This window comes from Sphingobium sp. YBL2 (genome assembly GCF_000943805.1).
GTDB classification, from domain to species: domain Bacteria; phylum Pseudomonadota; class Alphaproteobacteria; order Sphingomonadales; family Sphingomonadaceae; genus Sphingobium; species Sphingobium fuliginis.
Window position 1 is genome coordinate 3093484 of record NZ_CP010954.1, and the last position, 24973, is coordinate 3118456.

Below are 24973 nucleotides of genomic sequence, written 5' to 3' on the forward strand. Positions count from 1 at the left end.
ATCACAGTGCCTTCATGTCCTTTCGCATTTGCGAAAAAGCCATTTCCCCAATTCGCCTTATCCCCATAACCTGCTCTCGATCCGCCGGTATCGAAGACGATAAGACAAGAGATCTTCGGACGGAGCGGACGCAGGACGGAACATTCTTACGTAAAAGGGGAATGTTCATGAAGTATCAGATTGCCTGTGCCGCGCTTGCGCTGCTTTCCAGCGCTCCGGCTTTCGCTCAGGAAGAGCCCGCAGGCCCCGTCACCGTCACTGGCAGCGTCGGCCTGGTTTCCGACTATCGTTTCCGCGGCGTGTCGCAGAGCGACCGTGGCATGGCCATTCAGGGCGGCATCACCGCCACGCATGAAAGCGGCTTCTATGTCGGCACCTGGGGTTCGAGCCTTGGCGGCTGGGGCCGTTTCGGCGGGGCGAACATGGAACTCGACCTGGTCGCCGGCTATTCCGCCGCGCTGGGCGAGGGCACTACGGTCGACGTCGGCCTGACCTGGTACATGTATCCGTCGGGCGCCGACAAGACGGACTTCGCCGAACCCTATGTGAAGCTGTCCCACCAGTTCGGCCCGGTCAAGGGCCTGGTGGGCGTCGCCTATGCTCCCAAGCAGGAAGCGCTCGGCAAGTGGCAGAGCAGCGCCACCAGCGGCATCGACGATCCGGGCGACAAGGAAGACAATTTCTACGTCTGGGGGGATCTGAGCGCCGCGGTTCCCAACACCCCCGTCACGCTGAAGGCCCATATGGGCTGGTCGAACGGCAATTCGGGCCTGGGCCCCAACGGCACCTCGATCGCGCCGACCGGCAAATATCTCGACTGGCTGGTCGGCGCCGACCTGGCCATTCCCGGCACGCCGCTGACCGTGGGCGTCGCCTATGTCGACACCGATATCGCCAGGGTCGAGGAAGAATATCTGCGCCCGAACTTCATGGTCAATGACAGCAAGGACTTCGGCAAGTCGATCGCGCGCAGCACGATCCTCTTCTCGCTGAGCGCCGCTTTCTGATCCCATGCGCCGGGCCCGGTTCGCCGGGCCCGGCGCATGCTTCTTTCCCGGTCGTGACAAATTGTTTCTGCTGTCGCATCCGGGCGCTTCCCGCCGGCCCTGCGGTTGACCCGGGGTCCGGCCGTCCTTATCCCGCTGTCATGCCCATAGCCGTGCCGACATTTTCATGACCGCGCCGACCATCATCCTTGTCGAAGACGACCCGCCGCTGCGCACCCTGACGGCGCGGGCGCTGCAGGAGCATGGCTATCAGGTCCGCCCGGCGTCCTCCGGGCCGGAGATGTGGGTGGCGTTCGATGCCGGGCCGGTCGACCTTGTCGTGCTGGACGTCATGCTGCCCGGCACCAACGGCATCGATCTCTGCCGCCAGATCCGCCGCAAGAGCGACGTTCCCATCATCTTCATCAGCGCCAAGGGCAGCGAGACCGACCGCATCGTCGGGCTGGAGCTGGGCGCGGACGACTATCTGCCCAAGCCCTTCGGCACGCGCGAGCTGATCGCCCGCATCCGCGCCATATTGCGCCGCGTCGGCGTGGAGCGCGGGCCGGACGAGCATCGCGAGAATGAAGCGCGCTTCGACGGCTGGATCGTCAACTTCCCCCGGCGGGAACTGCGTTCGCCGACCGGCGCCATCGTCGACCTGACCGGCGCGGAGTTCGACCTGCTGGGCAGCTTCCTCAGCCATCCGCAGCGCGTCATCGCCCGCGAGCGGCTGATCGAGCTTTCGCGCACCCGCATGGGCGACAGCAGCGACCGCAGCATCGACGTGCTGGTCAGCCGCCTGCGCCGCAAGCTGTCGACGCAGGATCGCACGGCGCCGATCACCACCGTTCGCGGCGTCGGCTATATGTTCAACGCGGAGGTCAGCCGCGCTTGAGACGGCATGTCAGCCTGGTCGGCCAGATTTTCGCGATCCTGCTGCTGACCCTGACGCTGGAATTCGCCGTCGGCATCTTCCTGAACGAACGGTCCAACCACCTCTCGCTACAGGATGACGAGGCCCGGCGCCTGGCCGAACATCTGGTCATCGCGCGCAAGCTGCTGACCGAACATCCGCCGGACGAGCGGCATGCGCTGTCGCTGCAACTCACCACCGATCGCTACGACGTGCACTGGACCCCGTCCTCGCCGCCGCCGCCGGCCCTGGCGCCGGGGCTGGAGCGGATGCGCCGGCAGATCGTAAACTGGGAACCGACGCTGGAACAGTCGGGCCTGTGGCTGCGCCTCGCCTCGCCCGGCCGGGTTTCGGAGATCAATGGCGGCCTGCGCCTGGCAGACGGAAGCTGGCTTTATTTCGGCATGCGCCATAGCGGCGGCAAATGGACCTTCGCCATCGGTCGCATGGGGCTGGCGCTGATCCCGGTGCTGGCGCTGCTGATCGTCGGCGGCATCATGATCCGGCGGACGCTGGCGCCGCTGCGCGACCTGACCCGCGCGACCGAGCGCATTGGCCTGAGCGACGAAGTGATCGTGGAGGAGGGCGGGTCCAATGACGTCCGCAACCTCATCCGCGCCTTCAACGCCATGCAGAAGCGCATCCATCGCCTCATCACCGAACGGACGGAGACTCTGGCGGCGGTCGGCCACGACATGCGGACCCCGCTCGCCCGGTTGCGGCTGCGGTTGGAGAACCTGCCCGACAATGAAGCGCGGGAGGCGATCGAGGGCGACCTCGCGGAAATGGGCGAGATGATCGATTCGCTGCTTGCCTTCCTGGGCGGCGAGAAGAATGGCGAGCCGCCGGTGCGCACCGACCTGGCCGTGCTGGTGGCGACGGTGGTCGACGCCTTCCAGGATCAGGGCAGGCAGGTCGATTATGCGGGGCCCGACCATCTGGAAATGGCCGTGCGGTCGCTCACCCTGCGCCGGGCGATCGTCAACCTCATCGAAAATGCGCTGCACTATGGCAGCCGCGCCCGCGTCACGCTGGAGCGCCGCGACCGGGAAGTGCTGATCCGGGTCGACGATGACGGGCCCGGCATCCCGCGCGACAAGCTGGACGAGGTGTTGAAGCCCTTTGCGCGTCTGGACGAGGCGCGGCAGCGCAACACGCGCGGGCTTGGCCTGGGTCTGGCCATCGTCGCGCGGGCCGTGGAACTGGAGGGGGGCGAACTGACCCTCGCCAACCGGCCGGAAGGGGGATTGCGGGCGGAAATCTGCCTGCATCTTCCGGCCGATGCCCAGAAGCGCTGACAAAAGAGAATCTGCCTGCCCCCAAGCAAAACTCATTTACTGGCGGGCGGGATGCCGCGCTATGCCGGGCGTCTGTATGAAAAGAGGCGCTTATGACGGCAGAAGGCGAAAAGGAAATCGCCCAGGGTTATTGGGATATAGACAGGCTGGCGACCGAACTGGGCGCGGTGCGGCGGCGCTGGCGGCAGGGGCAGGACCACCATGCCGAATATGGCGCGGAGGGATTTCCGTCGCGCGCCACGCTGACCAAGATCATGGAGGCGCTGTGCGGTGCGCTGTTTCCGCTGCGCCTTGGCCCCAGCTTCGTGCGCCTGCATAATGAGGACGCCTATGTCGCCCAGACGCTGCAGACGGTGCTGAGCCGGCTTTACGGACAGATCAGGCTGGAACTGATCTATGCGATGAAGGACGAGCCGATCGCGCATGTGGACCGGGAAGCGTCGCGCATCATCGGCGCTTTCGCGGAAAGCCTGCCGGCCCTGCGCGAACTGCTCGACAGCGATGTGGAGGCGGCCTTTCTGGGCGATCCCGCCGCGCGCAGCGTGGATGAGGTGCTGATCTGCTATCCCTCGATGATGGCGATCACGCACCATCGTCTGGCGCACCGGCTTTATCAGCTTGGCGCGCCGCTGGTGGCGCGGATCATCTCCGAAATCGCGCATGGCAGCACCGGGATAGACATTCATCCGGGTGCGAGGATCGGGCACAGCTTCTTCATCGACCATGGCACCGGCGTGGTCATCGGGGAAACGGCGATCGTCGGGGACCGGGTGCGCGTCTATCAGGGCGTGACGCTGGGCGCGCGCAGCTTCCCGGCCGATGAGAAGGGCGCGCTGGAAAAGGCCCTGCCGCGCCATCCGATCATCGAGGACGATGTGGTGATCTATGCCGGCGCGACGATATTGGGGCGCATCATCATCGGCAGCCGGTCGGTGATCGGCGGCAATGTCTGGCTGACCGACAGCGTGCCCGCGGACAGCAACGTCCGCCAGGCCAAGGCGCATTATGAAGTCACCAGCCGCGTGGAAGTGTCCGCGCCCCATCGCGTCCACGCGCTGCTGGAGGAAGGGCGCGACGGGATAGCGGAGAATATCTGAGGCGGCAGCGAGCCTTCAAAAACTTCGTCATTCCCGCCTTCGCGGGAATGACAGGTTTATTCATTTACTCCGCCGCGCAGCTATCCCCGTCCCCGGCGATCAGGTCGAGGCAGCGCCCGTCGATCTGGTCCTTCGGCACCGGCAATTCGATCAGCGCGGCCAGCGTCGGCATGATGTCGACCGTTTCCACGCCGAGCGGCTGTTCGAAATGGGCCAGCCCCTTGCGCCAGAACAGGATCGGCACGCGGCGGTCGGTATCCCAGGGCGATCCATGGGTCGCGACCGATCCCATCACCGCCGCTTCGGGGATCGACATGACGCGCGGCTTCAGCAGCAGCAGCAGGTCGCCCGAACGCTGCGGGTCGAAGCTGGCGCGGGCTTCCTGGATCAGCGACCAGCTTTCCGGGGGACCGGAGGGGGAGGGGGTGGCGGCGATTTCCGCCCTGGTGAAGACGGCCTGCACCTGGGGGTGAGCGCGGAGAAGGGCGAGGGCCGCCGCTTCCACCCTGTCGCGCTGGGCGGCGGTCAGGCTGCGGTCGAAATAGAGGTCGCCCGCCGGGCCATCGCCCCAGATCAGCGTCTTGCCCATGATGCCGGTCCTTTCCGCGACCGCCGCCGACAATGCCTTGGGCGTGAGCGCCCTGTCGACGCGCTGCTCCATCGGCATGGCGTTCATCCGGTGCCGCTCGGGCAGGTCATGGCCGCCATGGTCGGCGGTCAGCACCACGGCATAGTCGATGCCATCCTTGTCCAGCCGGTCGAAGAAGGCGCCTAGTTCGCGGTCCAGCCGGTCGACCTGGATGCAGCTTTCCGTACCCTCCGTGCCGTAGGTGTGGCCGATATAGTCCGTCGCGGACAGGCCGATGGAGATGATGTCGGTCTGCGCCTGCCGGCCCAGGGCCATGTTCTCGATGGCGGCGGCGGCGAAGGCGAGGGTCATCGCATCCTGCTCCGGCGAGATGCGGAAGGCCTTGTAATCGCCCGCCTCCCGCGCGAAACGGCCGGTGCCGACGATCCGGTCGCCCGCCTTTACCGGAAAATCCTTGGCCGCGCATTGCGGCGGCAGTTCGAAGCCGGGATTGCCCTCTGCCAGACGCTGGGCCATCACCTCATTGACCCTGGCGACCAGCGGCGGCGTCGCCACGCCCTTGTAGCTGACATAGCCCTTCGGCCCGCCCAGCCACCAGACCTGATCGGCCGTCGGTCCGCCCATCATGATCGCCGCGCGGTCCTTGCCCGCGACCGATACGACGCGCGTCGCCGGATGGGCCGCCTTCATCCGCCCGCCCAGCGTCGGCACCCTGAGATGCGTGGGCGAAGCCTGGTAATTTTCGCTGTCGGTGCCCGGCTGCGTCTCATCCTCCGCGCAATAGACCAGCTTGACGGCGCGGGCGGTGCGCAGGTCGAACCAGCTATTGGCGATGATGCCGGTGCGCGACGGGCGGCTGCCGGTCAGGATGGTGCTGTGGCCGGGGCAGGTTTCGGTCGCGGCATGGCTTTGATAACCGCGCGGGAAGACGATGCCCTGTTCCGTCAGCCGCTTGAGGCCGCCGCTATAATATTGGCGATATTCGCTGAACAGATCGGCGGAAAACTGGTCGACGGCGATGGCGACGATCAGCCTGGGCGGGGCGGAAGGCGTGGGAGTGGCCGCTGGTTGGGCCAGCGCGGGCAGCGAACTGGCGATGAGCAGGGCGGCGGCGACTTTTTTGAACATGGGGGAGGAGACCTTCTGATGCCTTGACGGCGCATGCAAGCGGACCTAGCCCCCTTGCGTCCACCGGAACAGAGGCCCGATGCGGATTTTTCATGTCCTTCTGATGACAGTGCTTTTGCTGTTCGCGCCAGCCATGGCGCGGGCGCAGGGCGCGTTCGGCGGGGGCGCGCCGCATATCGCGGCGGAACTGGCCGTCGAAAGCGCCGTGCCGAGGCCGGGCGAGGGGCAGGCGTCGGGCACGACGATCGCCTTTTCCATGACGCCGGAGCCGGGCTGGCACGGCTATTGGGAAAATCCCGGCGATGCAGGGCTGGGCATGACCGTCAAATGGACGCTGCCCAAGGGGGTCGCCATTGGCCCGCTGCGCTATCCGGTGCCGGAGACATTGTTGATCTCCGGCCTCATGAACCATGTCTATGAGGGCCCCTATGGCGTGCTGGCGAAGCTGACCGTCGCGCCGGACGTGCCCAAGGGCACGAAGCTGCCGATCCGCGTCCGCGCCGACTGGCTGGCCTGCACCGACAAGGTCTGCGTGCCCGAGGGGGCGGAACTGGCGCTGGACCTGATGGCGGGCGACGGCTCCGTCCTGCCGGGCAGCAGGGCGCAGTTCGACGGCTGGCGCAGCCACCTCCCGCGTCCGCTGGGCAGCGAGGCGGCCTATGCCATGGCAGACGGTCGCCTGCGCCTGTCCATTCCTTTTCCCGCGGCGGCGAGCGCCCGCGATGTCCATCTTTTCCCGCTGGCCGACGGCCTCATCCGCTATGCCGCCCCGCAAAGCGTCATGCGGCAGGGCGATCGGCTGCTGATCGAAACCGAAGCCGGACAAGGCATGAAATCCGGGCCGGTCCAGGCCGTCCTGCGCACCGGCGACCATGTCGGTTTCCTGCTGACGGCACGGCCCGGCGCGGTTGCCGCGGTGCGGCCCGCCACCTTCCAGACGGTCCTCCTCGCGCTGGGCGGCGCGCTGGTCGGCGGCCTGCTGCTCAACATCATGCCCTGCGTCTTTCCGATCCTGGGGCTGAAGGCGATGAAGCTCGCCCGCGCGGGGGGCGATGAGCATGTCGTCCGGCGGGAGGCGCTGGCCTACAGCCTTGGCGTCATCCTCACCTGCCTCGCGCTGGGCGGCCTGCTGCTGGGCCTGCGCGCGGCGGGCGCGGCCGTGGGCTGGGCGTTCCAGTTGCAGGACCCGCGCATCATCCTGCTGCTGTTGCTGCTGGTGACGGCGATCACGCTCAACCTCGCCGGGCTGTTCGAACTCAGCGCCTTCGGCGGCGGCGACAGGCTGGCGGACAAGGGCGGCGCGTCCGGCGCCTTCTGGACCGGCGCGCTGGTCGCCTTCGTCGCCACGCCCTGCACCGGACCGTTCATGGGCGCCGCCATGGGCGCGGCGCTGGTCCTGCCGCTCGGCGCGGCGCTGGCGATCTTCGCGGGGCTTGGCCTTGGCCTGGCGCTGCCCTTTCTGGCGCTGGCCTATATCCCGCCGCTCCGCACGCGTTTGCCCAGGCCCGGCGCGTGGATGGGGCGGCTTCAGAAGATTCTCGCCATCCCGATGGCGTTGACCGCGCTGGGCCTGCTGTGGCTGCTCGGCCAGCAGCGCGGCGTTATGGCCATCATGCTGGGCGTCGGCGCGGCGCTGATCCTCGGCGCCGGCCTGTGGTGGCTTGGGCGCAGGCAGCGTCACGGCCGGCGCGGCGGGCTTGCCATGATCTGCGCGGCGCTCATCCTCTTCGCAGGAGCCGCCATTTTGCTGCCGGCGCATGCGCCGGCCGCCGCGGCATCGGCCCATGGCGTCCCCTTCGACGAAGCCCGCCTCGCCAGCCTTCGCGCCGCGAAAAAGCCGGTTTTCCTTTATTTCACCGCCGACTGGTGCCTGACCTGCAAGGCCAATGAAGCCGCCGCCATCGATCGCGAAGAGACCTGCGCGGCCTTCAAAAGGGCCGGCGTCACGGTGATGGTGGGCGACTGGACCAATGCCGACCCCGCCATCACCCGCTTTCTGGAAGGGCAGGGGCGTTCCGGCGTCCCGCTCTACCTCTGGTATGCGCCCGGCCGGGAGGCGCAGACATTGCCGCAGCTTCTGACGCCCGCCACGCTGACGGCGCTGGTGCCCTGATGGCCAAGGTCCGCGCCGATCAGCTGCTCGTCGACAGCGGCCTTGCCGAAAGCCGGGCGCGCGCGCAGGCGCTGATCCTGGCCGGCCTCGTCTTCCTGGGCGACCGGAAGATCGACAAGGCCGGGCAGCAGGTCGCCGCCGACGCCGGACTGGAGGTGAAGGGCCGCGACCATCCCTGGGTGTCGCGGGGCGGCATCAAGCTGGCCCATGCGCTGGAACATTTCCATATCGACGTGACCGGCGCCGTCGCCATCGACGTCGGCAGTTCGACCGGAGGCTTCACCGACGTCCTGCTGACCCATGGCGCGGCGCGGGTCTATGCGGTGGACAGCGGCACCAACCAGCTTGCCTGGAAGCTGCGTTCCGACCCCCGCGTCATCGTCCATGAACAGACCAGCGCCCGCATCCTGACCGCCGATCACATCCCGGAGCCGGTGGACATCATCGTCTGCGACGCCAGCTTCATAGCGCTCGCCAAGGTATTGGACCGGCCCTTGAGCTTCGCCCGTCCCGGCGCGCGCCTGGTCGCCCTCATCAAGCCGCAGTTCGAGGCGGGGCGGGAGGAAGTCGGCAAGGGCGGTGTCGTGCGCGATCCCGCGATCCATGAACGGGTGTGCAACGACGTCCGGGAATGGGTGTTGTCACGCGGGTGGCAGGTCGAAGGCATAACCGCCAGCCCGATTACCGGCCCACAGGGCAATGTCGAATTTCTCCTCTTCGCAATATTTGGCGGATAATCCCATCCTGTTCGTTTCGCCGCTATAGTCATCATCTGCGACAAATGCCCATTTGAGTCGCTTGCAAAGGCCGATTAGCCCGATCCCATGCGCACCATCCTGCCTGTCTTCCTGATCGCGCTGACCCTTTCCGCCTGTGGCGGTCAAAAGGAAAAGAAGCCGCGTCCTTCCGCACTGGTCGAAGCCGCGCCCATATTGCGCGAAACCTTCACCGACAATCTGGACGCGGTCGGCACCGCCTTCGCCAATGAGCAGGTGGTGTTGTCCGCCCCGGTGACGGAGCGGATCGTCTCTCTCAATTTCAGCGACGGCGGCTATGTCGGCAAGGGGCAGGTGATCGCGTCCCTGGCCGTGGGTCAGGAGAAGGCGGAACTCGCCGCCGCCCAGGCGCAGGCGCTTCAGGCGCAGCAGCAACTGGAGCGCATCAAGGCGTTGAAGGAGCGGGGCTTCGCAACCGCCGCCAGCCTCGACAGCCAGGTCGCGCTGGCCAATGCCGCCCGCGCCAGCGCGCAGCAGGCCCGCGCCTCCATCGGGGACCGCGTGGTGCGCGCACCCTTCTCCGGCTGGGTCAGCCTGCGCATGGTGTCGCCCGGCGCCATCGTCACCGCCGGCACGCCGATCGCCACGGTCAGCGACATTTCGCGGATCAAGCTGGACTTCACCATCCCCGAAACCCGCCTGGCGCTGGTGCGGGAGGGGCAGCCGATCAGGGCGGTCTCCGCCGCCTGGCCCGACCGGCCCTTCACCGGCACCATCGCCACCATCGATCCGGTGATCGACCCCGCCACCCGCGCCGTCCGGATACGCGCCATCCTGCCCAATCCCGACCGCGCGCTGAAGCCCGGCATGCTGCTGACGGTGAATGTGCTTGCGAAGCAGCGCCAGTCGCTGGCCGTGCCCGAGTTGGCGGTCGTGGGCGATGGCGAGGATCGCTTCGTCTTCTTGGTGGAGGATGGCAAGGCCAGGCGGACCAGGGTCGATACCGGCATCCGCCAGAACGGGCTGGTCGAGATATTGGGCGGGGTGAAGCCGGGCCAGACGGTCGTCACCGACGGCGTCGTCAAGCTGACCGACGGCGTGCCCGTCCGCCTGCCCGGCGACAAGCCGGAAGCGAAAAGCGCCAGCGCCGGCCGGGCGGCCGGTTAGGGAGGCGCGGCCATGCAGCTTTCGGACCTGTCCGTCCGTCGCCCGGTCTTCGCGGCGGTCGTCGCGGTGCTGCTCTGCATCGTCGGGGTGGTCGGCTATCTCAGCCTTTCCATTCGCGAATATCCCGATACCGATCCGCCCATCGTCTCGGTGGAGACGACCTATACCGGTGCGGCGGCGTCGGTGGTGGAAACCCGTATCACCCAGATCATCGAGGATGGCGTCGCGGGCGTACAGGGCATACAGAACATCACCTCGACCTCGCGCGACGGCGTCTCCTCGATCAGCATCGAATTCGATCCGTCGCGCGACATCGATTCCGCCGCGAACGACGTGCGCGACCGCGTGGGCGGCGTGGTGGAGGATTTGCCGGAGGATGCGCTCGCGCCCGAAATCCGCAAGGTCGATGCGGATGCGCGGTCGATATTGTTCATCGTGTTCACCAGGGACGGCTGGACCCCGACGCAGATCGCCGACTATCTCGACCGCAATGTGCTGGACCGTTTCTCGGCCATTGACGGCGTCGCCCGCGTCACCGGCGGCGGCGACGAACGGCCCTCCACCCGTATCTGGCTGAATGCGGAGAAGCTGACCGCCTTCGGCATCACGCCGGGCGACATAGAGGCCGCCCTGCGCGCGCAGAATGTCGAACTGCCCGCCGGGCGCTTCGAATCGAAGGACCAGAACCAGACGCTGCGCGTCGAGCGCGCCTTTTCCACGCCCGAACAATTCGCCCAGCTTGTCGTCGGGCGCGGTGCGGACGGTTATCAGGTGAAGCTGGGCGACGTCGCGCGGATCGAGCAGGGCGCGGAAAACCCCTATACCTCCTTCCGCTCCAACGCCGCGACAGGCGTCGGCGTGGGCATCATCCGCCAGTCGGGCGCGAACACGCTGGAGGTCGCGGAAAAGGCGAAGGCGCTGATCGCTGAACTGCGGCCCACGCTTCCCGCGGGCATGAAAGTCACCATCGGATCGGACGAATCGCTGTTCATCAGCCGCGCCATCGACAATGTCTACGACACGCTGGCCGAAGCGGCGCTGCTGGTCGTGCTGGTCATCTTCCTCTTCCTCGGCTCCCTGCGCGCGACGATCATTCCGTCGGTCACAGTGCCGATCTGCCTGCTGGCGACCTGCGCGGTCATGTGGCTGCTGGGGCTGTCGATCAATCTGCTCACGTTGCTCGCCTTCGTGCTGGCCATCGGCCTGGTGGTGGACGACGCCATCGTCGTGCTGGAGAATGTCTATCACCGCATCGAACAGGGGGAGGACCCGCTGGTCGCCTCCTATCTCGGCACGCGGCAGGTGGGCTTCGCCATCATTTCGACCACGCTGGTGGTCTGCGCGGTGTTCGTGCCGGTGATGTTCCTCGCCGGGCAGACGGGCCTGCTCTTCCGCGAACTCGCCATCGCGATGATCGCCGCCATCGCCTTTTCGGGCTTCATTTCCCTGAGCCTCGCGCCGATGCTCTGTTCGAAGCTGTTGCGTCATTCCGAACGGTCACGCCTGTCGCGCTGGGTCGACGACCGGTTCCAGCGGCTGGAGGCGGGCTATGCGCGGCTGCTGGACCGTGTGCTGAAACGGCCCGTCCTCGCTCTCGTGCCCGTGCTGCTGTTCCTGGCGGGGGCGGGCGTGCTGTTCACCACGCTGCCGACCGAACTGGCCCCGGCGGAGGATACCGGCGTCGTCGATGGGCAGGTGACAGCGCCCGAAGGCACCGGGTTCGACCGCATGAACGCCTATATGCATAGGATCGAGACCGATCTTCAGCCGTTGCGCGATGAAGGCACGCTGCAGGTGCTGAACATCCGTGCCCCCGCCGGCTTCGGCACCAGCGACGATTTCAACGGCGGCAACATCATCGCCTTCCTGCGGCCCTGGGAGGACCGCACGATCACCACGGCGCAGGTGGCCGACACCATCAACAAGGTGATCGCCAACCAGCCGGGGGTGCGCGGCAATGTCGCGCCGCGTTCCGGGCTGGGCCGTGGCCGTGGCCTGCCGGTCAATCTGGTGCTGGCCGGTGCGACCTATGAGGGGCTGGTGGCCGCGCGCGACCGCATCATGGCCGCCGCCGCGACCAATCCGGGCCTGATCAACCTCGATTCCGACTATAAGGAGACCAAGCCGCAGATGCGGATCGAGGTGGATCAGCAGCGGGCGGGCGACCTGGGCGTGTCTGCCAACGACATCAGCCAGGCCTTGCAGACGCTGCTCGGTTCCCGCCGCGTCACCACCTATGTCGACCGGGGCGAGGAATATCGCGTGCTGGTGCAGGCAGAGCGGGAGGGGCGGCAGACCCAGGCGGACCTCGAACGCATCAATGTGCGCAGCCGCACCGGCGTCCTCGTGCCGCTGTCCGCCGTGGTCACCGTCCGCGAGGTCGCCGGTCCGCGCCAGCTCAACCGCTACAACAAGCTGCGCGCCATCACGCTGACGGCCGCTCTCGCGCCGGGCTATTCGCTGGGCGAGGCGCTGGGTTTCCTGGAGGAACAGGCGCGCCAGTCGCCTGAGGTGCTGGCGCTCGGCTATCGGGGCGAGAGCCAGTCGCTGCGCGAGACCGGCGGGTCGATCTGGCTGGTCTTCGGGCTCACCATATTGATCGTCTATCTGCTGCTCGCCGCGCAGTTCGAAAGCTTCGTCCATCCCGGCGTCATCATCGCCACCGTGCCGCTGGCCGTGGCGGGCGGCGTGCTGGGGCTGGCGCTGACGGGCGGATCGGTCAATCTCTACAGCCAGATCGGCATCGTCATGCTGGTGGGGCTGGCGGCGAAGAACGGCATCCTAATCGTCGAATTCGCCAACCAGCTGCGCGACGAGGGGCTGGAGATCGGCGCGGCCATCCGTCAGGCCGCCGCCCGGCGCCTGCGCCCGATCCTGATGACCTCCATCGCGACGGTCATCGGCGCCGTGCCGCTGGTCATTCGCGGCGGCGCGGGCGCGGCGGCGCGCCATTCCATCGGCGTGGTGGTGGTTTCGGGCGTCAGCCTGGCGACGCTGATCACGCTGTTCCTGATCCCGATCCTCTATTCGCGGGTTGCAGGACGAACCGTTTCACCGCAAACCGTCAGTCGGCGGCTTGACTCGGCCTTGAAGGATTCGCCCGAAGCCGCCGAATAAAAGGTGGAGCTTCGTTGCCGATGAACGAGATTGCGTCTCCGGGTCAATTACGTCTTGCCTATGCGCGCTGGGCGCTGGTTACTGTGCCTGCGATTGTTTTCCTTGGCTTTCTTTCGGGCAAGCTCGCCAATAGTGGCTATGGCAATCGCTGGTTCGCCGCCCTCGCCAAGCCGGAGCTGATCCCGCCCGGCTGGGTCTTCGGCCTTGCCTGGACCGTGCTCTACATATTGATGGCGCTCGCCTTCGCCATCGTCCTGCACGCGCGCGGCGCACGAGGGCGGGGCATCGCGATTGCGGCCTTCATCGTGCAACTGGGCCTCAACCTCCTCTGGTCCCCGCTTTTCTTCCGCGCGCATCTGGTGGACCAGGCGCTGCTGCTGATCGTCCTGCTGTTCCTGCTCGTCGCCGTCACGACCGCGCTGTTCTGGCGCGTCCGCCGCGTCGCGGGCCTGCTGCTGCTGCCCTATCTGTGCTGGCTGGCCTTCGCCTCCTACCTCAACTATGAGATCGGCCGCCTCAATCCGGACGCGGAAAGCCTTGGCAAACCCGCGCTCCAGACCCAGATATGATTTTTGGCGCCGCCCATCGCGGCGCCGCACGGAAGGATAAGCATCATGCAGAGCGAAAACCGCTTTTTCGACGACCTTGCCAAGCTGGTGAACGGCGCGGCCGGAACCGTCGCGGGCATGAGCCGGGAATTCGAGACCAATGCCCGCGAAAAAGCCAAGCAGTGGATCGGCGGCATGGATTTCGTCAGCCGCGACGAATTCGACGCGGTCAAGGCGTTGGCCGCCGCCGCCCGGGAGGAGGTGGAATTGCTGAAGGCCCGTCTCGACGCGCTGGAGGGCAAGGCGTCCGAACCGGTCAAGCAGACGGTCCGGGCCAAGCCCAGGGACGGCGAATAACCGGCTGATTTCCGGCGGAAGCGGAGTTGTCCACGCATTTTCCATGCCGCCCCGGTTTCCACCGGCGCAAAAAATGCTTTAAGGCGCGCAGATGATGGACAGCGACGAATATGAAAATGGCGGTCAGGAGGCCGCGCCGATCGACATGCTGGCCGCCTATTTCGAGGCGCATGGCTGGAGCTACGATCAGGTCGGTGAGGATGAGATCGTCGCCAGCACCCAGGGGTCCTGGGCGCAATATGAGCTGCGCGGCATCTGGCGCGACGAGGACCAGGTGCTGCAGATGCTCGCCTTGCCCGACATCAGGGTGAATGAGGACAAGCGCAGCGCCATCTACGAAACGCTGGGCCTGATCAACGAACAGCTTTGGCTCGGCCATTTCGAGCTCTGGTCCTCCAGCGGCATCGTGCTGTTCCGCCACGGCGCGCTGCTGGGGGCGGGCGGCACGCTGACGCTCGACCAGGCGCAGATATTGGTGGAAACCGCCATAGACGAGTGCGAGCGCTTCTATCCGGTGTTCCAGTTCGTCCTCTGGGGCGGCAAGACCCCGACGGAGGCGATTTCCGCCAGCCTCATCGAAACGCGCGGCGAAGCCTGAGACCCTTTCCCATGACCGACATCTGGCCCGACCATCTTTTCCTTGTCGGCTGCGGCAATATGGCGGGGCAGATGCTGCGGCGCTGGCTCGCCTGCGGCCTCGATCCGGCGCGGGTGGTCGTGTTGCGTCCCAGCGGCAAGGCGGTGGCGGAAGGGGTGAGGGTCGTCACCGACTATCCCGCCTCTCTGCCCGCCGGCACCACCATCCTGCTGGGCATGAAGCCCTATCAGCTTGGCGATGTCGCGGGCCTGCTTGCGCCGCTTTGCAGCGCCGATATGCGGATCGTTTCGATCCTTGCGGGAACGCGGCTGGCCGATCTGCGCGCCGTCTTCCCCGCGGCGGCGGAAATCGTCCGCGCCATGCCCAACCTGCCGGTGGGCATAGGGGAGGGTGTCACCGCGCTCCATGCGGATGCCGCATTCCCGGCGGCGTCGCGCAAGGCGGTGGAGGCGTTCATCGCCCCGCTAGGCCTTGCCGAATGGATTGCGGATGAAGGCCAGTTCAACGAAGTCACCGCGCTGTCCGGCTGCGGACCCGCCTTTCTGTTCCGCTTCGTCGATGCCCTTGCGCGGGCGGGCGAGGCGATCGGCCTCTCCGCCGAGCAGGCCGGGCGCATGGCGCTCGCCACCGTGCGCGGCTCTGCCAGCATGGCTGCCATGGCGAGCGAAAGCCCGGCCGTGCTGGCGGATCGCGTGGCCAGCCCCGGCGGCATGACGCGGCAGGGTCTGAACGTGCTCGATGCCGATGGCCGGTTGCTGAAGCTGCTCACCGATACGCTGGTCGCCGCGCGCGACCGGGGCGAGGCGATGGCCCGGGGCGAATAGGGCCGGGGCGGTTCACCTCTTCCCGAAAATCCCATAGAGAAACGACATTTCCCTCCTTTGGAGTCCTGCGATGCTGTCCCCCGAAACGTCCATCCTTGTCCTCACCACCGGGGGGACGATCGACAAGATCTATTTCGATGCGCTGTCGAACTATCAGGTGGGCGAAACGGTGGTGGCGAAGCTGCTGGACATCGCCCGCGTCAAGCGGCCCTTCCGCATCGAGGAAGTGGTGCGCAAGGACAGCCTGGAACTGGACGATGCCGACCGCGCCCTGATCCGCGACCATGTGGCCGCCGCGTCTGAAAGCCATATCGTCATCACCCACGGCACCGACACGATGACGGAGACGGCGAAGCTGCTTTCCGCCATCGCCGGCAAGACGGTCGTGCTGGTGGGCGCGCTCGCCCCGGCGCGTTTCGGGGAAAGCGACGCCAGCTTCAACCTCGGCATGGCCTTTGCGACGGTGCAGCTTGCCGCGCCGGGCGTTTACATCACGATGAGCGGGTCGGTCTTCCGGGCCGACAGGGTGGTGAAGGATCGGGAAAAGGGCGCCTTCGTCCCGATTGGCGGGTGAGTTTGCGCTGGGGGTGTTCCTGGTCGATCGGGGGACATTTCCCCTCTCGCCCATGATCCCTTCATGACCGGCCGCTTCGGCGTGTGCCGGCATTCTCCGCCGCCACGGGAACCGCGCCGCCCTCCGGCGTCTGCGCCTTTGGCGCGAAGATGCGGAGGCTGTCGAGCGTCTTTTCCGCCATCGCCTGATATTGCTCGCTCAGCATTTCAGGATAGACGAAGCTGGCCGTGACGATCGAGCCGTCCGGCTGTTTCATCAGGCGCAGCGCGACATTGTTGCCCTCGCCGTCATTGGCGGTGCCGCGATATTCGTTATCGCCGATATAGTCGCCGCTCACCCCTTCGGAGCCTTCGCTCACCGTCTCGACGATCTGTTGCAGCGTCTGGTCGCCCTCCTTCTTCTGCCAGAAGATGCGGACGTCCGCGCCCGCGCCGGGGTCCTGATAGACCACGCCATCCGCATTGCTGGAGGCCGCGTCCTTCTGCCAGCCTTCGGGGAAGGTGATGGAAAAGCCGCGCTCGACATTGACATAGTTGCGGGATGCGGGCGTGTCGGCCTTCGCTTCGGCCATCGCCCTAGCCGCGGCGGCATTGGCGGCGGCGGCGAGTTCGTCCTGGCTTGGGAGGTCCTCCACCGGTTCCGCGCGGCCGCAGGCGACCAGCAGGAGGAGGGGCATGGCGGCGGCGAGGATGGCGCTTTTCATCGCTCCCCCAAAGCATAGCCGCCGCGACATTTCAACGCCGCAACCGCGTGTGGCGCGATGGGACGACGGCAGTGCGGGGCGTCCGCCCGCGGCAGCCGGTCCGATCAGGCAGCGCTGTCGATGCCCAGTTCGGCGAGCTTGCGGTAGAGGGTCGAACGGCCGATGCCCAGCCGCCGGGCCACTTCGGTCATGCGCCCGCGATAATGGCCGATGGCCAGGCGGATGACGTCCGCTTCGATCTCCGCCAGTTGGCGGACATGGCCGTCGCCTTCGAACAGGGTGATGCCGGCGGCCTCCCGATGCGGCTGCGGCACGGCATGAAGCCGGCCACGGGACTCGCCATGGCCGCGCCCGCGAATATGGGCGGCGATCTGTGGAAAATCCTGGGGCGTAAGAGCATCGCCCTCGCACAGCACCGCGGCGCGGAACAGGGCGTTCTGAAGCTGGCGCACATTGCCCGGCCAGTCATGCTGCATCAGCAGCGCCAGCGCGTCGTCGGTAAGGCCAAGGCCGCGCAATCCCGGCTGGGTCGCGATGCGGGCGAGCAGATGGCGGCACAGCGCCGGCACATCGCCCAGACGTTCGCGCAGCGGCGGAATGGTGAGCTGCACGACGTTGAGGCGGTAATATAGGTCTTCGCGGAAGCGCCCCGCCTCGATCTCGTCATGCAGCCGCTTGTTGGTGGCGGCGATGACGCGGACATCGACATGGATCGGGCGGCGCGCGCCTATGGGCTGGACTTCGCCGTCCTGAAGCACGCGCAGCAGCTTCACCTGCGCGTCCAGCGGCATTTCGCTCACTTCGTCTAGGAAGATCGTGCCCATGTCGGCCGCGACGAATTTGCCGACCTGCCGGTCGAAGGCGCCGGTGAAGGCGCCGCGTTCATGGCCGAACAGGTCGGATTCCACCAGATTGGCCGGGATCGCGCCGCAATTGACGGTGATCATCGCCTGCTTGTGGCGGGGGGAAGCGGCGTGGATCGCGCGGGCGATCACATCCTTGCCGACGCCGCTTTCGCCCTCGATCAGCACGGGGACGCGGGCGCGGGCCGCCTTGGCCGCGATGGCGAGCGCGGCGCGGAACTGCGGCGCGGCGCCGACCACATCCTCGAAGGACAGGGCGGCAGGGATCTTTTCGGTCAGCGGGCGCAACTCGCCCTTGCCATGTTCGCCGTTCAGCGTGGCGTTGAGCGCGGCGAGCAGCCGCTCAGGCGCGATCGGCTTGGCGAGATAGTCGGTGGCGCCGGCCCGCATCGCCTCCACCGCGACGGCGACATTGTTATGCGCGGTGAGGATCAATATGGGCAGGGCCGGCCGGCGGGCGCGCAGTTCGCGGATCAGGCCGGTCGGCTCATAGCTCGGGCTCCACTGGTCGAGCAGCACGGCGTCGAGCCGCATGCCGTCCTGCGTGCCCAGCATCGCAATCGCGGTGTCGCCGTCATTGGCGAAGATGGTGCGCCATCCCGCACGGGCGGCGAGAGCCGACACCAGCCTGCGCTGCGCCGGCTCGTCGTCGATCAACATCAGCATCGGAACGCCGTCGCGCGCCATCCTTACCCCTCATAAGCGAACTGGTGCCGAAGGTAGGGAAGAGGGGTAAAGACCGGCTTAACCGGAAAAATTTTCTTGTCCGCTGACGGCTTGAGGGGGAGAGGGCTTGGCGATAAGAGGATGCCGCGAAACGGACAGAGAGGGACAGTGCATGGCTTCGGACGGGAATATGAACAGCGCAACCCAGACCTATGAAGGGTTCGTGGCCCTCATCAAATGGGGAACCATCGCCAGCGCCGTCGTCGCCGCTCTGGTCGTGCTGCTGATCGCTAGCTAAGCCAGGCTTGATCGCTGAAGGGGGAGCAGATGACGCCGTTCCTTCTCCCCTGCTTTTTGGCGGCCTGCATCGTCGGGGCGCTCGTTGCATGGCGGGCGCGGCCGGACGAGGGCTGGGCGCTCGTTTCCGTTCTTCAGATGCTGTCATCCGCCATTCTGGTCGGCGCGCTGATCGTGGCGGCGGAGGCGGGCAGCAGTATCGCCCGGACATTGGGCCTGCTGGCGATAGTAGCGGGCAGCGCCGGGTTTTGCGGCGGTTTGGTGACGGCGCGGCGGATCGGCATGCCGCCGCGGCCATGATGGAAGGCGTGAACGCGGCGATCCTCGCCGGCTGGTCGCTGGCTGCCTTATTGTTCGCGGCGGCTCTGCTGGCCCCGCTTGGCGGCGGGTTGCGGCGGGGCGCGCATCTGGCGGGCGCCGCGATGATGGTTGCGGGCGCCGTGACCCTCTACAGCCATGATGTCATGGCCCTGCCGCAAATCTGCGCGGCGCTGATCGCGGGAAGCGCGATCGGGCTGGCGCTGGGGCGCGGCATGCCGCGATCCGCGCTTCCATCGCTGATGAGCGGTCTCATCGGACAGGCCGGCCTGGCGGCCGTCTTCATCGGCGGAGCGGCCTTGCGCGATCCGCATGCCTTCGGCCTGCTGGACGATGCGACGGACCGGCTGCGCATCGAGGGCGCCGCTGCGATCGGCGCAGCCGTCGCCTGCGGGGCCATGGCCTGCGCGGGGGGGGCGGCGGTCCTGTGGCGCGGGGCGGCGGGGCGGTGGCATCCGCTTGCGGCTGCTGCCATGCTGCCGGCGACCGGCGGGCTGGTCGCGGCCTTCATCGCGACTCCGGACCTGGGCAGGCTCCTTGCCTGCGTCGGAGCCGCATGGCTTGCGGGCTGGACGGTTGTGAAATGGGCCTTGTCGTGGGGAACCGGACCTGCGCTGGCGCTGGTGGGCGGCTTTGCAGGCTGGTCGCTGGCGGCGTCCGCTTTCCTGATGGAAAATATGCCGATGGCCGTCGCGGGAGGGCTGGCGGGCGCGGCGGGCAGCCTGTTCGGCGCGCGCCTTTGCGGCGGTGCGGGCAGGAAGGGGCTTGCCGATGCGGGACGCCGTCCCTAACGATTTGGGCGAGGGACAAGCCTGTCCGGTTTTGTCGGCGCATGGGGATAAGCGGATTCATGAAGAAGCTCGGCCTGATAGGCGGTCTCAGCTGGACGTCGACGGCGCGCTATTATCAGATCATCAACCAGGCGGTGTATCGCGCCCGGGGCGGCCAGCATAGCGCTCCGCTGCTGATCGAAAGCCTGGATTTCGCGGACATAGGCCGTTCCATCACCGAAGAGGAATGGGCCCATGCGGCCGATGTGCTGACCGCGTCCGCCAGGCGGCTGGAGCAGGGCGGGGCGGCGGCCTTGCTGATCTGCGCCAATTCCATGCACCGCGTCTATGACGATGTGCAGGCGGGCGTCGACATTCCGATCGTCAACATCGCCGAAGCCGTAGGGCGCAAGATGCAGGCCGACGGCATCGAAAAGGCCGCGCTGATCGGCACCCGCAATGTAATGACGGAGAAATTCTATCGCCAGCGGCTGGTGGCGCACGGCATATCGCTGCTGCCCCCGGACATGGAACTGGCCGAGCGGATCGACCGGATCGTCTATGACGAACTGACCATCGGCAAGGTCAGCCGCGAGTCGGAACGCTATATGAAGTCCGAACTCACCGACATCGCCAAGGAGAATGTGCAGGCGGCGATCCTGGCGTGCACCGAATTGGAGATGATCGTCGATGTGAAGGCGAACGTCCTGCCGATCTATGACGGCACCAGCATCCATGCACGTGCGGGCGTGGACGTGATCCTGGGGGATTGAAGCGTCTGGACCTTTGGCGGGCCAGACCCCAATCCTCCCTCCGCGCAGCGGACGAGGGAGCGAAACGCGCCGGCGTCGAGACGCCGGACGCCGCCAATCCGGGGCGGCGACGGGAATCGCCTGCTTCTCTCGAACCTTCACCTTCCACCCCGTTGCGCGCCGCGCAGGGATTTTCTCGCCTCCGCAATAAAATGCTTTCGGGGGTCTGGCTGTTTTGCCGGTTAATGGTTACATGGGCCGCCACGAATCCCCCAGCGATCATGCCAGGCCCCCGCATGAAACGCGCAGCAGAAAGTGGCTTCACATGGACATCCGCCTTGGCCTCACCTTTGACGACGTGCTTTTGCAGCCCGCCGAATCCGATGTGCTGCCCAGCCAGGCGGACACTAGCACCCATGTGACCCGCGCAATCAAGCTCAACATCCCGATCCTCTCCTCCGCCATGGACACGGTGACGGAGGCGGACATGGCGATCGTCATGGCCCAGCTGGGCGGCCTTGGCGTGTTGCACCGCAACCTGTCGGTCGAGGAACAGGCCGACGCGGTACGCGCGGTCAAGCGCTTCGAAAGCGGCATGGTGGTCAATCCGATCACCATCACGCCCAATGCGACGCTGGCCGATGCGCAGATGCTGATGACCCGCCACAAGATCAGCGGCATTCCGGTGGTCGAGGCGTCGGGCAAGCTGGTCGGCATCCTCACCAATCGCGACGTGCGCTTTGCGGAGAACCCCGCCCAGCCCGTCAGCGAACTCATGACCCGCGACAATCTGGCCACGGTGAAGACCGGGGTGGGCCAGGACGAAGCGATGCGCCTGCTGCATCAGCGCCGCATCGAAAAGCTGCTGGTGGTGGACGATAATTATCATTGCGTCGGCCTGATCACCGTCAAGGACATCGAAAAGGCCGTCACCTATCCGCAGGCGACCAAGGACGCTTCGGGCCGCCTGCGCGTGGCGGCGGCGTCGACCGTGGGCGACAAGGGGCTGGAGCGCAGCAAGGCGCTGATCGACGCGGAATGCGACCTGATCGTCATCGACACGGCCCATGGCCACAGCCGCCAGGTCGCCGTCGCGGTCGAGGCGGTGAAGAAGCTGTCCAACCATGTCCAGGTGGTCGCCGGCAATGTCGCCACCGCCGAAGCGACCAAGGCGCTGATCGGCGCGGGCGCGGACTGCGTGAAGGTCGGGATCGGGCCGGGTTCCATCTGCACCACCCGCGTCGTCGCGGGCGTGGGCGTACCGCAGCTGACCGCCGTCATGGATTCGGCCGAGGAAGCCGCGAAGCAGGGCGTGCCGGTGATCGCGGATGGCGGCCTGCGCACCTCCGGCGACGTGGCGAAGGCGCTGGCGGCGGGCGCGGGCTGCGTCATGGTGGGCTCCCTGCTCGCCGGTACGACGGAAGCTCCGGGCGAGACCTTCCTCTATCAGGGCCGCGCCTATAAGAGCTATCGCGGCATGGGCAGCGTCGGCGCCATGGCGCGGGGTTCCGCCGACCGCTATTTCCAGGCGGACATCAAGGACCAGATGAAGCTGGTGCCCGAGGGGATCGAAGGCCAGGTGCCGTTCAAGGGGCCGGCGAAGGACGTCATCCACCAGCTTGTCGGTGGCGTGAAGGCGGCCATGGGCTATACCGGCAGCGCCACGATCAAGGACCTTCAGGAACGGGCGCGCTTCGTCCAGATCACCAATGCCGGCCTGTCGGAAAGCCATGTCCACGACGTGACGATCACGCGGGAAGCACCCAATTATCCGACGCGGTAAGGCCCTTTTTCCATTCTCTTCCTTTCCCGTGATGGGGGAGTAGCGCATGACCCCGTCCGCACGCGTTCAGGCCGCGATTGAGTTGCTCGACGCCATCATATCGTCGGCGCGTGACGGCGGGCCGGCGGCGGATACGCTGATTGCCCGCTATTTCAAGGATCGGCGCTATGCCGGATCGCGGGACCGGCGGGCGGTGCGCGACCATGTCTATGACGCCGTGCGCCGCGCGGCCGAGCGTCCCGAAAGCGGGCGCGCCGCGATGGTGGGGCTGGCCCGCGAGCGGCCGGAACTGGCGGAACTGTTCAATGGATCGGCCCATGGGCCGGCGCCGATTGCCGCGGACGAGGCGGGAACGGCGGCAGGCGTCGTGCCCGGCTGGATCGACCCTCTGCTGGCCGCGCCCGTGGAGCGCGAGGCCCTGTTGGGCCGGGCGCCGGTCGACCTGCGCATCAACCGGCTGAAGGCCGACCCGGAAAGGGTGGCGTCCTTCTATCCCGATGCGGTGCGTCTGTCCGGCCTGCCCGAGGCCTTGCGCCTGCCCGAAGGCGCGCCGGTCGAGCAGAGCGATCCCTGGAAATGGGGGCAGGTCGAGGTGCAGGATGCCGGCAGCCAATGGATCTCCGCCGCCTGCGGGGCGCAGCCGGGCATGACCGTGATCGATCTCTGCGCCGGGGCGGGGGGCAAGACGCTGGCGCTGGCGAGCGCCATGGCGGGCAAGGGCACGCTGATCGCCGCCGACACCATCCGGTCGCGGCTGTCGCGGCTCGACCCGCGGGCGGAGCGGGCCGGGGCGACCTTCATCGAGACGCTGCTGCTGGATCAGGGGCATGAGGCGGGCGCGCTGCAAAGCCTGCATGGCCGCGCCGACGTGGTGCTGGTCGACGCGCCCTGTTCGGGCACCGGCACCTGGCGCCGCAATCCGGAGGCGCGCTGGCGGCTGACCCCCTCGCGGCTCGACCGGCTGGTGGCGGAGCAGGCGCGAATCCTGGATTTCGCCGCGCCTTTGCTGGCACCGGGCGGCCTGCTGGTCTATGCTACCTGCGCGCTGACGGACCGGGAGGGGCGGGATCAGGTGCGGGCATTTCTGGCACGGCATGAGGGATGGATGGCCGAACCGGCCGATGTGCCGACGGGCCGTGCCCATGGCGACGGGCTGCTGCTGACGCCGGCGCATGACGGGACGGACGGTTTCTATTTCGCGCGGCTGCGACGGACGGCGTGAAAGAGTCGATGGACAAGCGCCCGCAAAATCGCGAGACTTGGACGGAATCAGCGCCTGAAACATGGCTGGAGTTGTGCATGCGTTTTACCCCCGCTTCGATCGCCCTGGCCGTCCTGTTGACCACCGTTTCCAGCGTCGGGCTGACGCAGCGCCCGGATTCGCAGATTTCGCCGCTGTCCATCGAGTGGCAGAAGGCGGGCGAAGCAGCGCGCAAGGCGGGCAATTATCAGGGCGCCACCGATGCGTTGGAAAGCGCGCTGGCGGTCGATCCCCGCAACCGCATGGCCTATATCGAGCTGGCCGAAGTCGCGCGGGCCCAGGGATTGCAGGGCAAGGCGATCCGGCTGTATCGCGAGGCGCTGTTGCTGGAGCCCAATGACGTCGCCGCCCTGGTCGGTCAGGGCGAGGCGATGGTCGAGAAGGGCGCCATCGCCAAGGCGAAGGAAAATCTCGCCCAGGCGCAGGGGCTGTGCAAGGTGAACTGCGCGGCGGTCGGACAACTGGCGGCGGCGATAGAGAAGGGGCCGCCCGCGACGGTGCTGAGCGCGAAGGACAAGGTGCCCGCGCCCAAGGCGGCGGAAACCGAGACGCCCTGACCCGTTTCCGCGGGACTGCTCTCAAATCTTTTACACCGAAGTTCACACGATATGCGCGCGCGTGCCTGCGCGCGCGTGGGCGGGTGCGTGTGGTTTACCGGAGGTTTCAAGGAAGGAAGCGGGATAGACCCGTGGATGCGGCATAGGACAGGCCGAAATCATGTTTCGGTCGAAAATAGGATGCTTTTTGGTTGGCCTGTGGCGATTGGGTTACGGGTGGTCCCTGGTGAAGTCATTCCGGTTCCAGGTTTGGCGGGTTGGATCATTTGAAGGGGGTCCGGAAATGGCCAGTGGCGCACGTTGGCTTTTCCCCTACTCTTGAGGAGAGGGGATTGACGGGTGGGGCAGGGGAAAGTTGATCTGTAACGGCACTCCCCCACCCCACCCTTCAAGCGGGTCACGTTTGAACCTGAAGGGGAGGGGCTTAAAATCCGGTTCCCACCCAAGATTCCAAAAGAAAAGGGCCGGCAGGCTTGTCGCCCCCGGCCCGTTTCCAATCCGACTATGCCGGATCAGCCGACGATTTCGTCCGGCTTGAAGAAATAGGCGATCTCGATCGCGGCATTTTCCTCGCTGTCGGAACCATGGACCGAATTGGCTTCGATCGATTCGGCATATTCCTTGCGGATGGTGCCCTCATCGGCATTGGCGGGGTTGGTGGCGCCCATGATGTCGCGGTTGCGCTTCACGGCGTCCTCGCCTTCCAGGACCTGCACGACCACCGGGCCGGAGATCATGAACGCGACCAGATCGGCGAAGAAGGGGCGTTCCTTGTGCACGGCGTAGAAGCCCTCGGCCTGCTCGCGGCTCATGCGGATGCGTTTGGAAGCGACGACGCGCAGGCCCGCTTCCTCCAGCTTCTTGGTCACGGCGCCCGTCAGGTTGCGACGGGTCGCGTCGGGCTTGATGATCGAAAAGGTGCGGGTCACGGCCATAAGGCTCAAAAGCTCCGAATTGTTGGGATAAGTTGGCGCG

At 66.8% G+C, this 24973-nt stretch carries 24 protein-coding genes; 20 read left to right on the top strand and 4 right to left on the bottom strand.

Annotation, left to right across the window (positions count from 1 at the left end):
• Window positions 1-161 precede the first annotated feature (161 nt).
• From TZ53_RS14260 to epsC, 4 genes are all read left to right on the top strand, one after another.
• On the top strand, window positions 162-1007 hold the full coding sequence (locus TZ53_RS14260) for a TorF family putative porin (protein ID WP_025549718.1): 846 nt from the start codon (window positions 162-164) through the stop codon (window positions 1005-1007).
• Window positions 1008-1173: 166 nt separating this feature from the next.
• Complete coding sequence (locus tag TZ53_RS14265) at window positions 1174-1884, top strand: response regulator (RefSeq protein WP_025549717.1); 711 nt, start codon at window positions 1174-1176, stop codon at window positions 1882-1884.
• Window positions 1881-3200, top strand: coding sequence for an ATP-binding protein (locus TZ53_RS14270; RefSeq protein ID WP_025549716.1), 1320 nt, complete (start codon window positions 1881-1883; stop codon window positions 3198-3200). Before TZ53_RS14265 ends, TZ53_RS14270 begins: the two co-directional genes overlap by 4 nt.
• A 92-nt stretch (window positions 3201-3292) precedes the next feature.
• Window positions 3293-4297 (top strand): serine O-acetyltransferase EpsC, encoded by a 1005-nt coding sequence (epsC, locus tag TZ53_RS14275; RefSeq protein WP_025549715.1) that lies wholly within the window; start codon window positions 3293-3295, stop codon window positions 4295-4297.
• 64 nt (window positions 4298-4361) lie between these two features.
• Here the strand turns inward: epsC and TZ53_RS14280 are convergent, their stop codons facing one another.
• Window positions 4362-6014 carry an alkaline phosphatase family protein gene (locus tag TZ53_RS14280; RefSeq protein ID WP_044661713.1) on the bottom strand — a complete coding sequence of 551 codons (1653 nt, stop codon included), beginning with the start codon at window positions 6012-6014 and terminating at the stop codon, window positions 4362-4364.
• A 79-nt stretch (window positions 6015-6093) separates the two neighbouring features.
• Between TZ53_RS14280 and TZ53_RS14285 the strand changes: the two genes are divergently transcribed.
• The 9 genes from TZ53_RS14285 (at window position 6094) to TZ53_RS14325 (ending at window position 16028) form a co-directional block, all read left to right on the top strand.
• Window positions 6094-8127, top strand: a complete 2034-nt coding sequence (locus TZ53_RS14285; RefSeq protein ID WP_044661714.1) for a protein-disulfide reductase DsbD family protein — start codon at window positions 6094-6096, stop codon at window positions 8125-8127.
• Window positions 8127-8864, top strand: a complete 738-nt coding sequence (locus TZ53_RS14290; protein ID WP_025549713.1) for a TlyA family RNA methyltransferase — start codon at window positions 8127-8129, stop codon at window positions 8862-8864. Before TZ53_RS14285 ends, TZ53_RS14290 begins: the two co-directional genes overlap by 1 nt.
• An 87-nt stretch (window positions 8865-8951) precedes the next feature.
• Window positions 8952-10010 (top strand): efflux RND transporter periplasmic adaptor subunit, encoded by a 1059-nt coding sequence (locus tag TZ53_RS14295; protein WP_044661715.1) that lies wholly within the window; start codon window positions 8952-8954, stop codon window positions 10008-10010.
• A 12-nt stretch (window positions 10011-10022) separates the two neighbouring features.
• On the top strand, window positions 10023-13127 hold the full coding sequence (locus TZ53_RS14300; RefSeq protein WP_044661716.1) for an efflux RND transporter permease subunit: 3105 nt from the start codon (window positions 10023-10025) through the stop codon (window positions 13125-13127).
• 20 nt (window positions 13128-13147) lie between these two features.
• Window positions 13148-13696 carry a TspO/MBR family protein gene (locus TZ53_RS14305; protein ID WP_025549710.1) on the top strand — a complete coding sequence of 183 codons (549 nt, stop codon included), beginning with the start codon at window positions 13148-13150 and terminating at the stop codon, window positions 13694-13696.
• Window positions 13697-13741: 45 nt separating this feature from the next.
• A complete protein-coding gene (locus tag TZ53_RS14310) occupies window positions 13742-14032 on the top strand; it encodes an accessory factor UbiK family protein (RefSeq protein ID WP_007683948.1) in 291 nt (96 codons plus the stop codon).
• 91 nt (window positions 14033-14123) lie between these two features.
• Window positions 14124-14630: a YbjN domain-containing protein gene (locus TZ53_RS14315; protein ID WP_025549709.1), complete on the top strand. Its 507-nt coding sequence runs from the start codon at window positions 14124-14126 to the stop codon at window positions 14628-14630.
• 11 nt (window positions 14631-14641) lie between these two features.
• Entirely contained in the window at window positions 14642-15454 is an 813-nt protein-coding gene (locus TZ53_RS14320; protein WP_044661717.1) for a pyrroline-5-carboxylate reductase family protein, read from the top strand.
• 70 nt (window positions 15455-15524) lie between these two features.
• Complete coding sequence (locus TZ53_RS14325; RefSeq protein WP_044661718.1) at window positions 15525-16028, top strand: asparaginase domain-containing protein; 504 nt, start codon at window positions 15525-15527, stop codon at window positions 16026-16028.
• A gap of 61 nt (window positions 16029-16089) precedes the next feature.
• On the opposite strand, the gene TZ53_RS14330 is transcribed toward TZ53_RS14325, so the two are convergent.
• Together TZ53_RS14330 and TZ53_RS14335 are read right to left on the bottom strand one after the other, a co-directional pair.
• A complete protein-coding gene (locus TZ53_RS14330; protein ID WP_044661719.1) occupies window positions 16090-16731 on the bottom strand; it encodes a hypothetical protein in 642 nt (213 codons plus the stop codon).
• Between the two features lie 104 nt (window positions 16732-16835).
• Window positions 16836-18281 (bottom strand): sigma-54-dependent transcriptional regulator, encoded by a 1446-nt coding sequence (locus tag TZ53_RS14335; RefSeq protein WP_044661720.1) that lies wholly within the window; start codon window positions 18279-18281, stop codon window positions 16836-16838.
• Window positions 18282-18450: 169 nt separating this feature from the next.
• On the opposite strand from TZ53_RS14335, the gene TZ53_RS14340 reads away from it, so the two are divergent.
• The 7 genes from TZ53_RS14340 (at window position 18451) to TZ53_RS14370 (ending at window position 23998) form a co-directional block, all read left to right on the top strand.
• Window positions 18451-18558: an aa3-type cytochrome c oxidase subunit IV gene (locus TZ53_RS14340; protein WP_226869800.1), complete on the top strand. Its 108-nt coding sequence runs from the start codon at window positions 18451-18453 to the stop codon at window positions 18556-18558.
• 29 nt (window positions 18559-18587) lie between these two features.
• Entirely contained in the window at window positions 18588-18857 is a 270-nt protein-coding gene (locus TZ53_RS14345) for a proton-translocating transhydrogenase family protein (RefSeq protein ID WP_044661721.1), read from the top strand.
• Window positions 18854-19666: an NAD(P)(+) transhydrogenase (Re/Si-specific) subunit beta gene (locus tag TZ53_RS14350; protein ID WP_044661722.1), complete on the top strand. Its 813-nt coding sequence runs from the start codon at window positions 18854-18856 to the stop codon at window positions 19664-19666. Before TZ53_RS14345 ends, TZ53_RS14350 begins: the two co-directional genes overlap by 4 nt.
• Window positions 19667-19725: 59 nt before the next feature.
• Complete coding sequence (locus TZ53_RS14355) at window positions 19726-20418, top strand: aspartate/glutamate racemase family protein (RefSeq protein WP_025549702.1); 693 nt, start codon at window positions 19726-19728, stop codon at window positions 20416-20418.
• 304 nt (window positions 20419-20722) lie between these two features.
• Window positions 20723-22180: an IMP dehydrogenase gene (guaB, locus tag TZ53_RS14360; RefSeq protein WP_025549701.1), complete on the top strand. Its 1458-nt coding sequence runs from the start codon at window positions 20723-20725 to the stop codon at window positions 22178-22180.
• Between the two features lie 46 nt (window positions 22181-22226).
• Entirely contained in the window at window positions 22227-23402 is a 1176-nt protein-coding gene (locus TZ53_RS14365) for an RsmB/NOP family class I SAM-dependent RNA methyltransferase (protein ID WP_044661723.1), read from the top strand.
• A 77-nt stretch (window positions 23403-23479) separates the two neighbouring features.
• Window positions 23480-23998, top strand: a complete 519-nt coding sequence (locus tag TZ53_RS14370) for a tetratricopeptide repeat protein (RefSeq protein ID WP_044663058.1) — start codon at window positions 23480-23482, stop codon at window positions 23996-23998.
• Window positions 23999-24510: 512 nt separating this feature from the next.
• Here the strand turns inward: TZ53_RS14370 and ndk are convergent.
• A complete protein-coding gene (gene ndk, locus TZ53_RS14375; RefSeq protein ID WP_007684133.1) occupies window positions 24511-24933 on the bottom strand; it encodes a nucleoside-diphosphate kinase in 423 nt (140 codons plus the stop codon).
• Between the last annotated feature and the right edge of the window lie 40 nt (window positions 24934-24973).

What these genes read in the sequence shown, in the direction of transcription:
- TZ53_RS14260 (WP_025549718.1), top strand. Translation starts at nt 162, where the DNA reads ATGTTCATGAAGTATCAGATTGCCTGTGCCGCGCTTGCGCTGCTTTCC.
- TZ53_RS14265 (WP_025549717.1), top strand. Translation starts at nt 1,174, where the DNA reads ATGACCGCGCCGACCATCATCCTTGTCGAAGACGACCCGCCGCTGCGC.
- epsC (WP_025549715.1), top strand. Translation starts at nt 3,293, where the DNA reads ATGACGGCAGAAGGCGAAAAGGAAATCGCCCAGGGTTATTGGGATATA.
- TZ53_RS14280 (WP_044661713.1), bottom strand. Translation starts at nt 6,014, where the DNA reads ATGTTCAAAAAAGTCGCCGCCGCCCTGCTCATCGCCAGTTCGCTGCCC.
- TZ53_RS14285 (WP_044661714.1), top strand. Translation starts at nt 6,094, where the DNA reads ATGCGGATTTTTCATGTCCTTCTGATGACAGTGCTTTTGCTGTTCGCG.
- TZ53_RS14290 (WP_025549713.1), top strand. Translation starts at nt 8,127, where the DNA reads ATGGCCAAGGTCCGCGCCGATCAGCTGCTCGTCGACAGCGGCCTTGCC.
- TZ53_RS14295 (WP_044661715.1), top strand. Translation starts at nt 8,952, where the DNA reads ATGCGCACCATCCTGCCTGTCTTCCTGATCGCGCTGACCCTTTCCGCC.
- TZ53_RS14300 (WP_044661716.1), top strand. Translation starts at nt 10,023, where the DNA reads ATGCAGCTTTCGGACCTGTCCGTCCGTCGCCCGGTCTTCGCGGCGGTC.
- TZ53_RS14305 (WP_025549710.1), top strand. Translation starts at nt 13,148, where the DNA reads ATGAACGAGATTGCGTCTCCGGGTCAATTACGTCTTGCCTATGCGCGC.
- TZ53_RS14310 (WP_007683948.1), top strand. Translation starts at nt 13,742, where the DNA reads ATGCAGAGCGAAAACCGCTTTTTCGACGACCTTGCCAAGCTGGTGAAC.
- TZ53_RS14315 (WP_025549709.1), top strand. Translation starts at nt 14,124, where the DNA reads ATGATGGACAGCGACGAATATGAAAATGGCGGTCAGGAGGCCGCGCCG.
- TZ53_RS14320 (WP_044661717.1), top strand. Translation starts at nt 14,642, where the DNA reads ATGACCGACATCTGGCCCGACCATCTTTTCCTTGTCGGCTGCGGCAAT.
- TZ53_RS14325 (WP_044661718.1), top strand. Translation starts at nt 15,525, where the DNA reads ATGCTGTCCCCCGAAACGTCCATCCTTGTCCTCACCACCGGGGGGACG.
- TZ53_RS14330 (WP_044661719.1), bottom strand. Translation starts at nt 16,731, where the DNA reads ATGAAAAGCGCCATCCTCGCCGCCGCCATGCCCCTCCTCCTGCTGGTC.
- TZ53_RS14335 (WP_044661720.1), bottom strand. Translation starts at nt 18,281, where the DNA reads ATGGCGCGCGACGGCGTTCCGATGCTGATGTTGATCGACGACGAGCCG.
- TZ53_RS14340 (WP_226869800.1), top strand. Translation starts at nt 18,451, where the DNA reads ATGAACAGCGCAACCCAGACCTATGAAGGGTTCGTGGCCCTCATCAAA.
- TZ53_RS14345 (WP_044661721.1), top strand. Translation starts at nt 18,588, where the DNA reads ATGACGCCGTTCCTTCTCCCCTGCTTTTTGGCGGCCTGCATCGTCGGG.
- TZ53_RS14350 (WP_044661722.1), top strand. Translation starts at nt 18,854, where the DNA reads ATGATGGAAGGCGTGAACGCGGCGATCCTCGCCGGCTGGTCGCTGGCT.
- TZ53_RS14355 (WP_025549702.1), top strand. Translation starts at nt 19,726, where the DNA reads ATGAAGAAGCTCGGCCTGATAGGCGGTCTCAGCTGGACGTCGACGGCG.
- guaB (WP_025549701.1), top strand. Translation starts at nt 20,723, where the DNA reads ATGGACATCCGCCTTGGCCTCACCTTTGACGACGTGCTTTTGCAGCCC.
- TZ53_RS14365 (WP_044661723.1), top strand. Translation starts at nt 22,227, where the DNA reads ATGACCCCGTCCGCACGCGTTCAGGCCGCGATTGAGTTGCTCGACGCC.
- TZ53_RS14370 (WP_044663058.1), top strand. Translation starts at nt 23,480, where the DNA reads ATGCGTTTTACCCCCGCTTCGATCGCCCTGGCCGTCCTGTTGACCACC.
- ndk (WP_007684133.1), bottom strand. Translation starts at nt 24,933, where the DNA reads ATGGCCGTGACCCGCACCTTTTCGATCATCAAGCCCGACGCGACCCGT.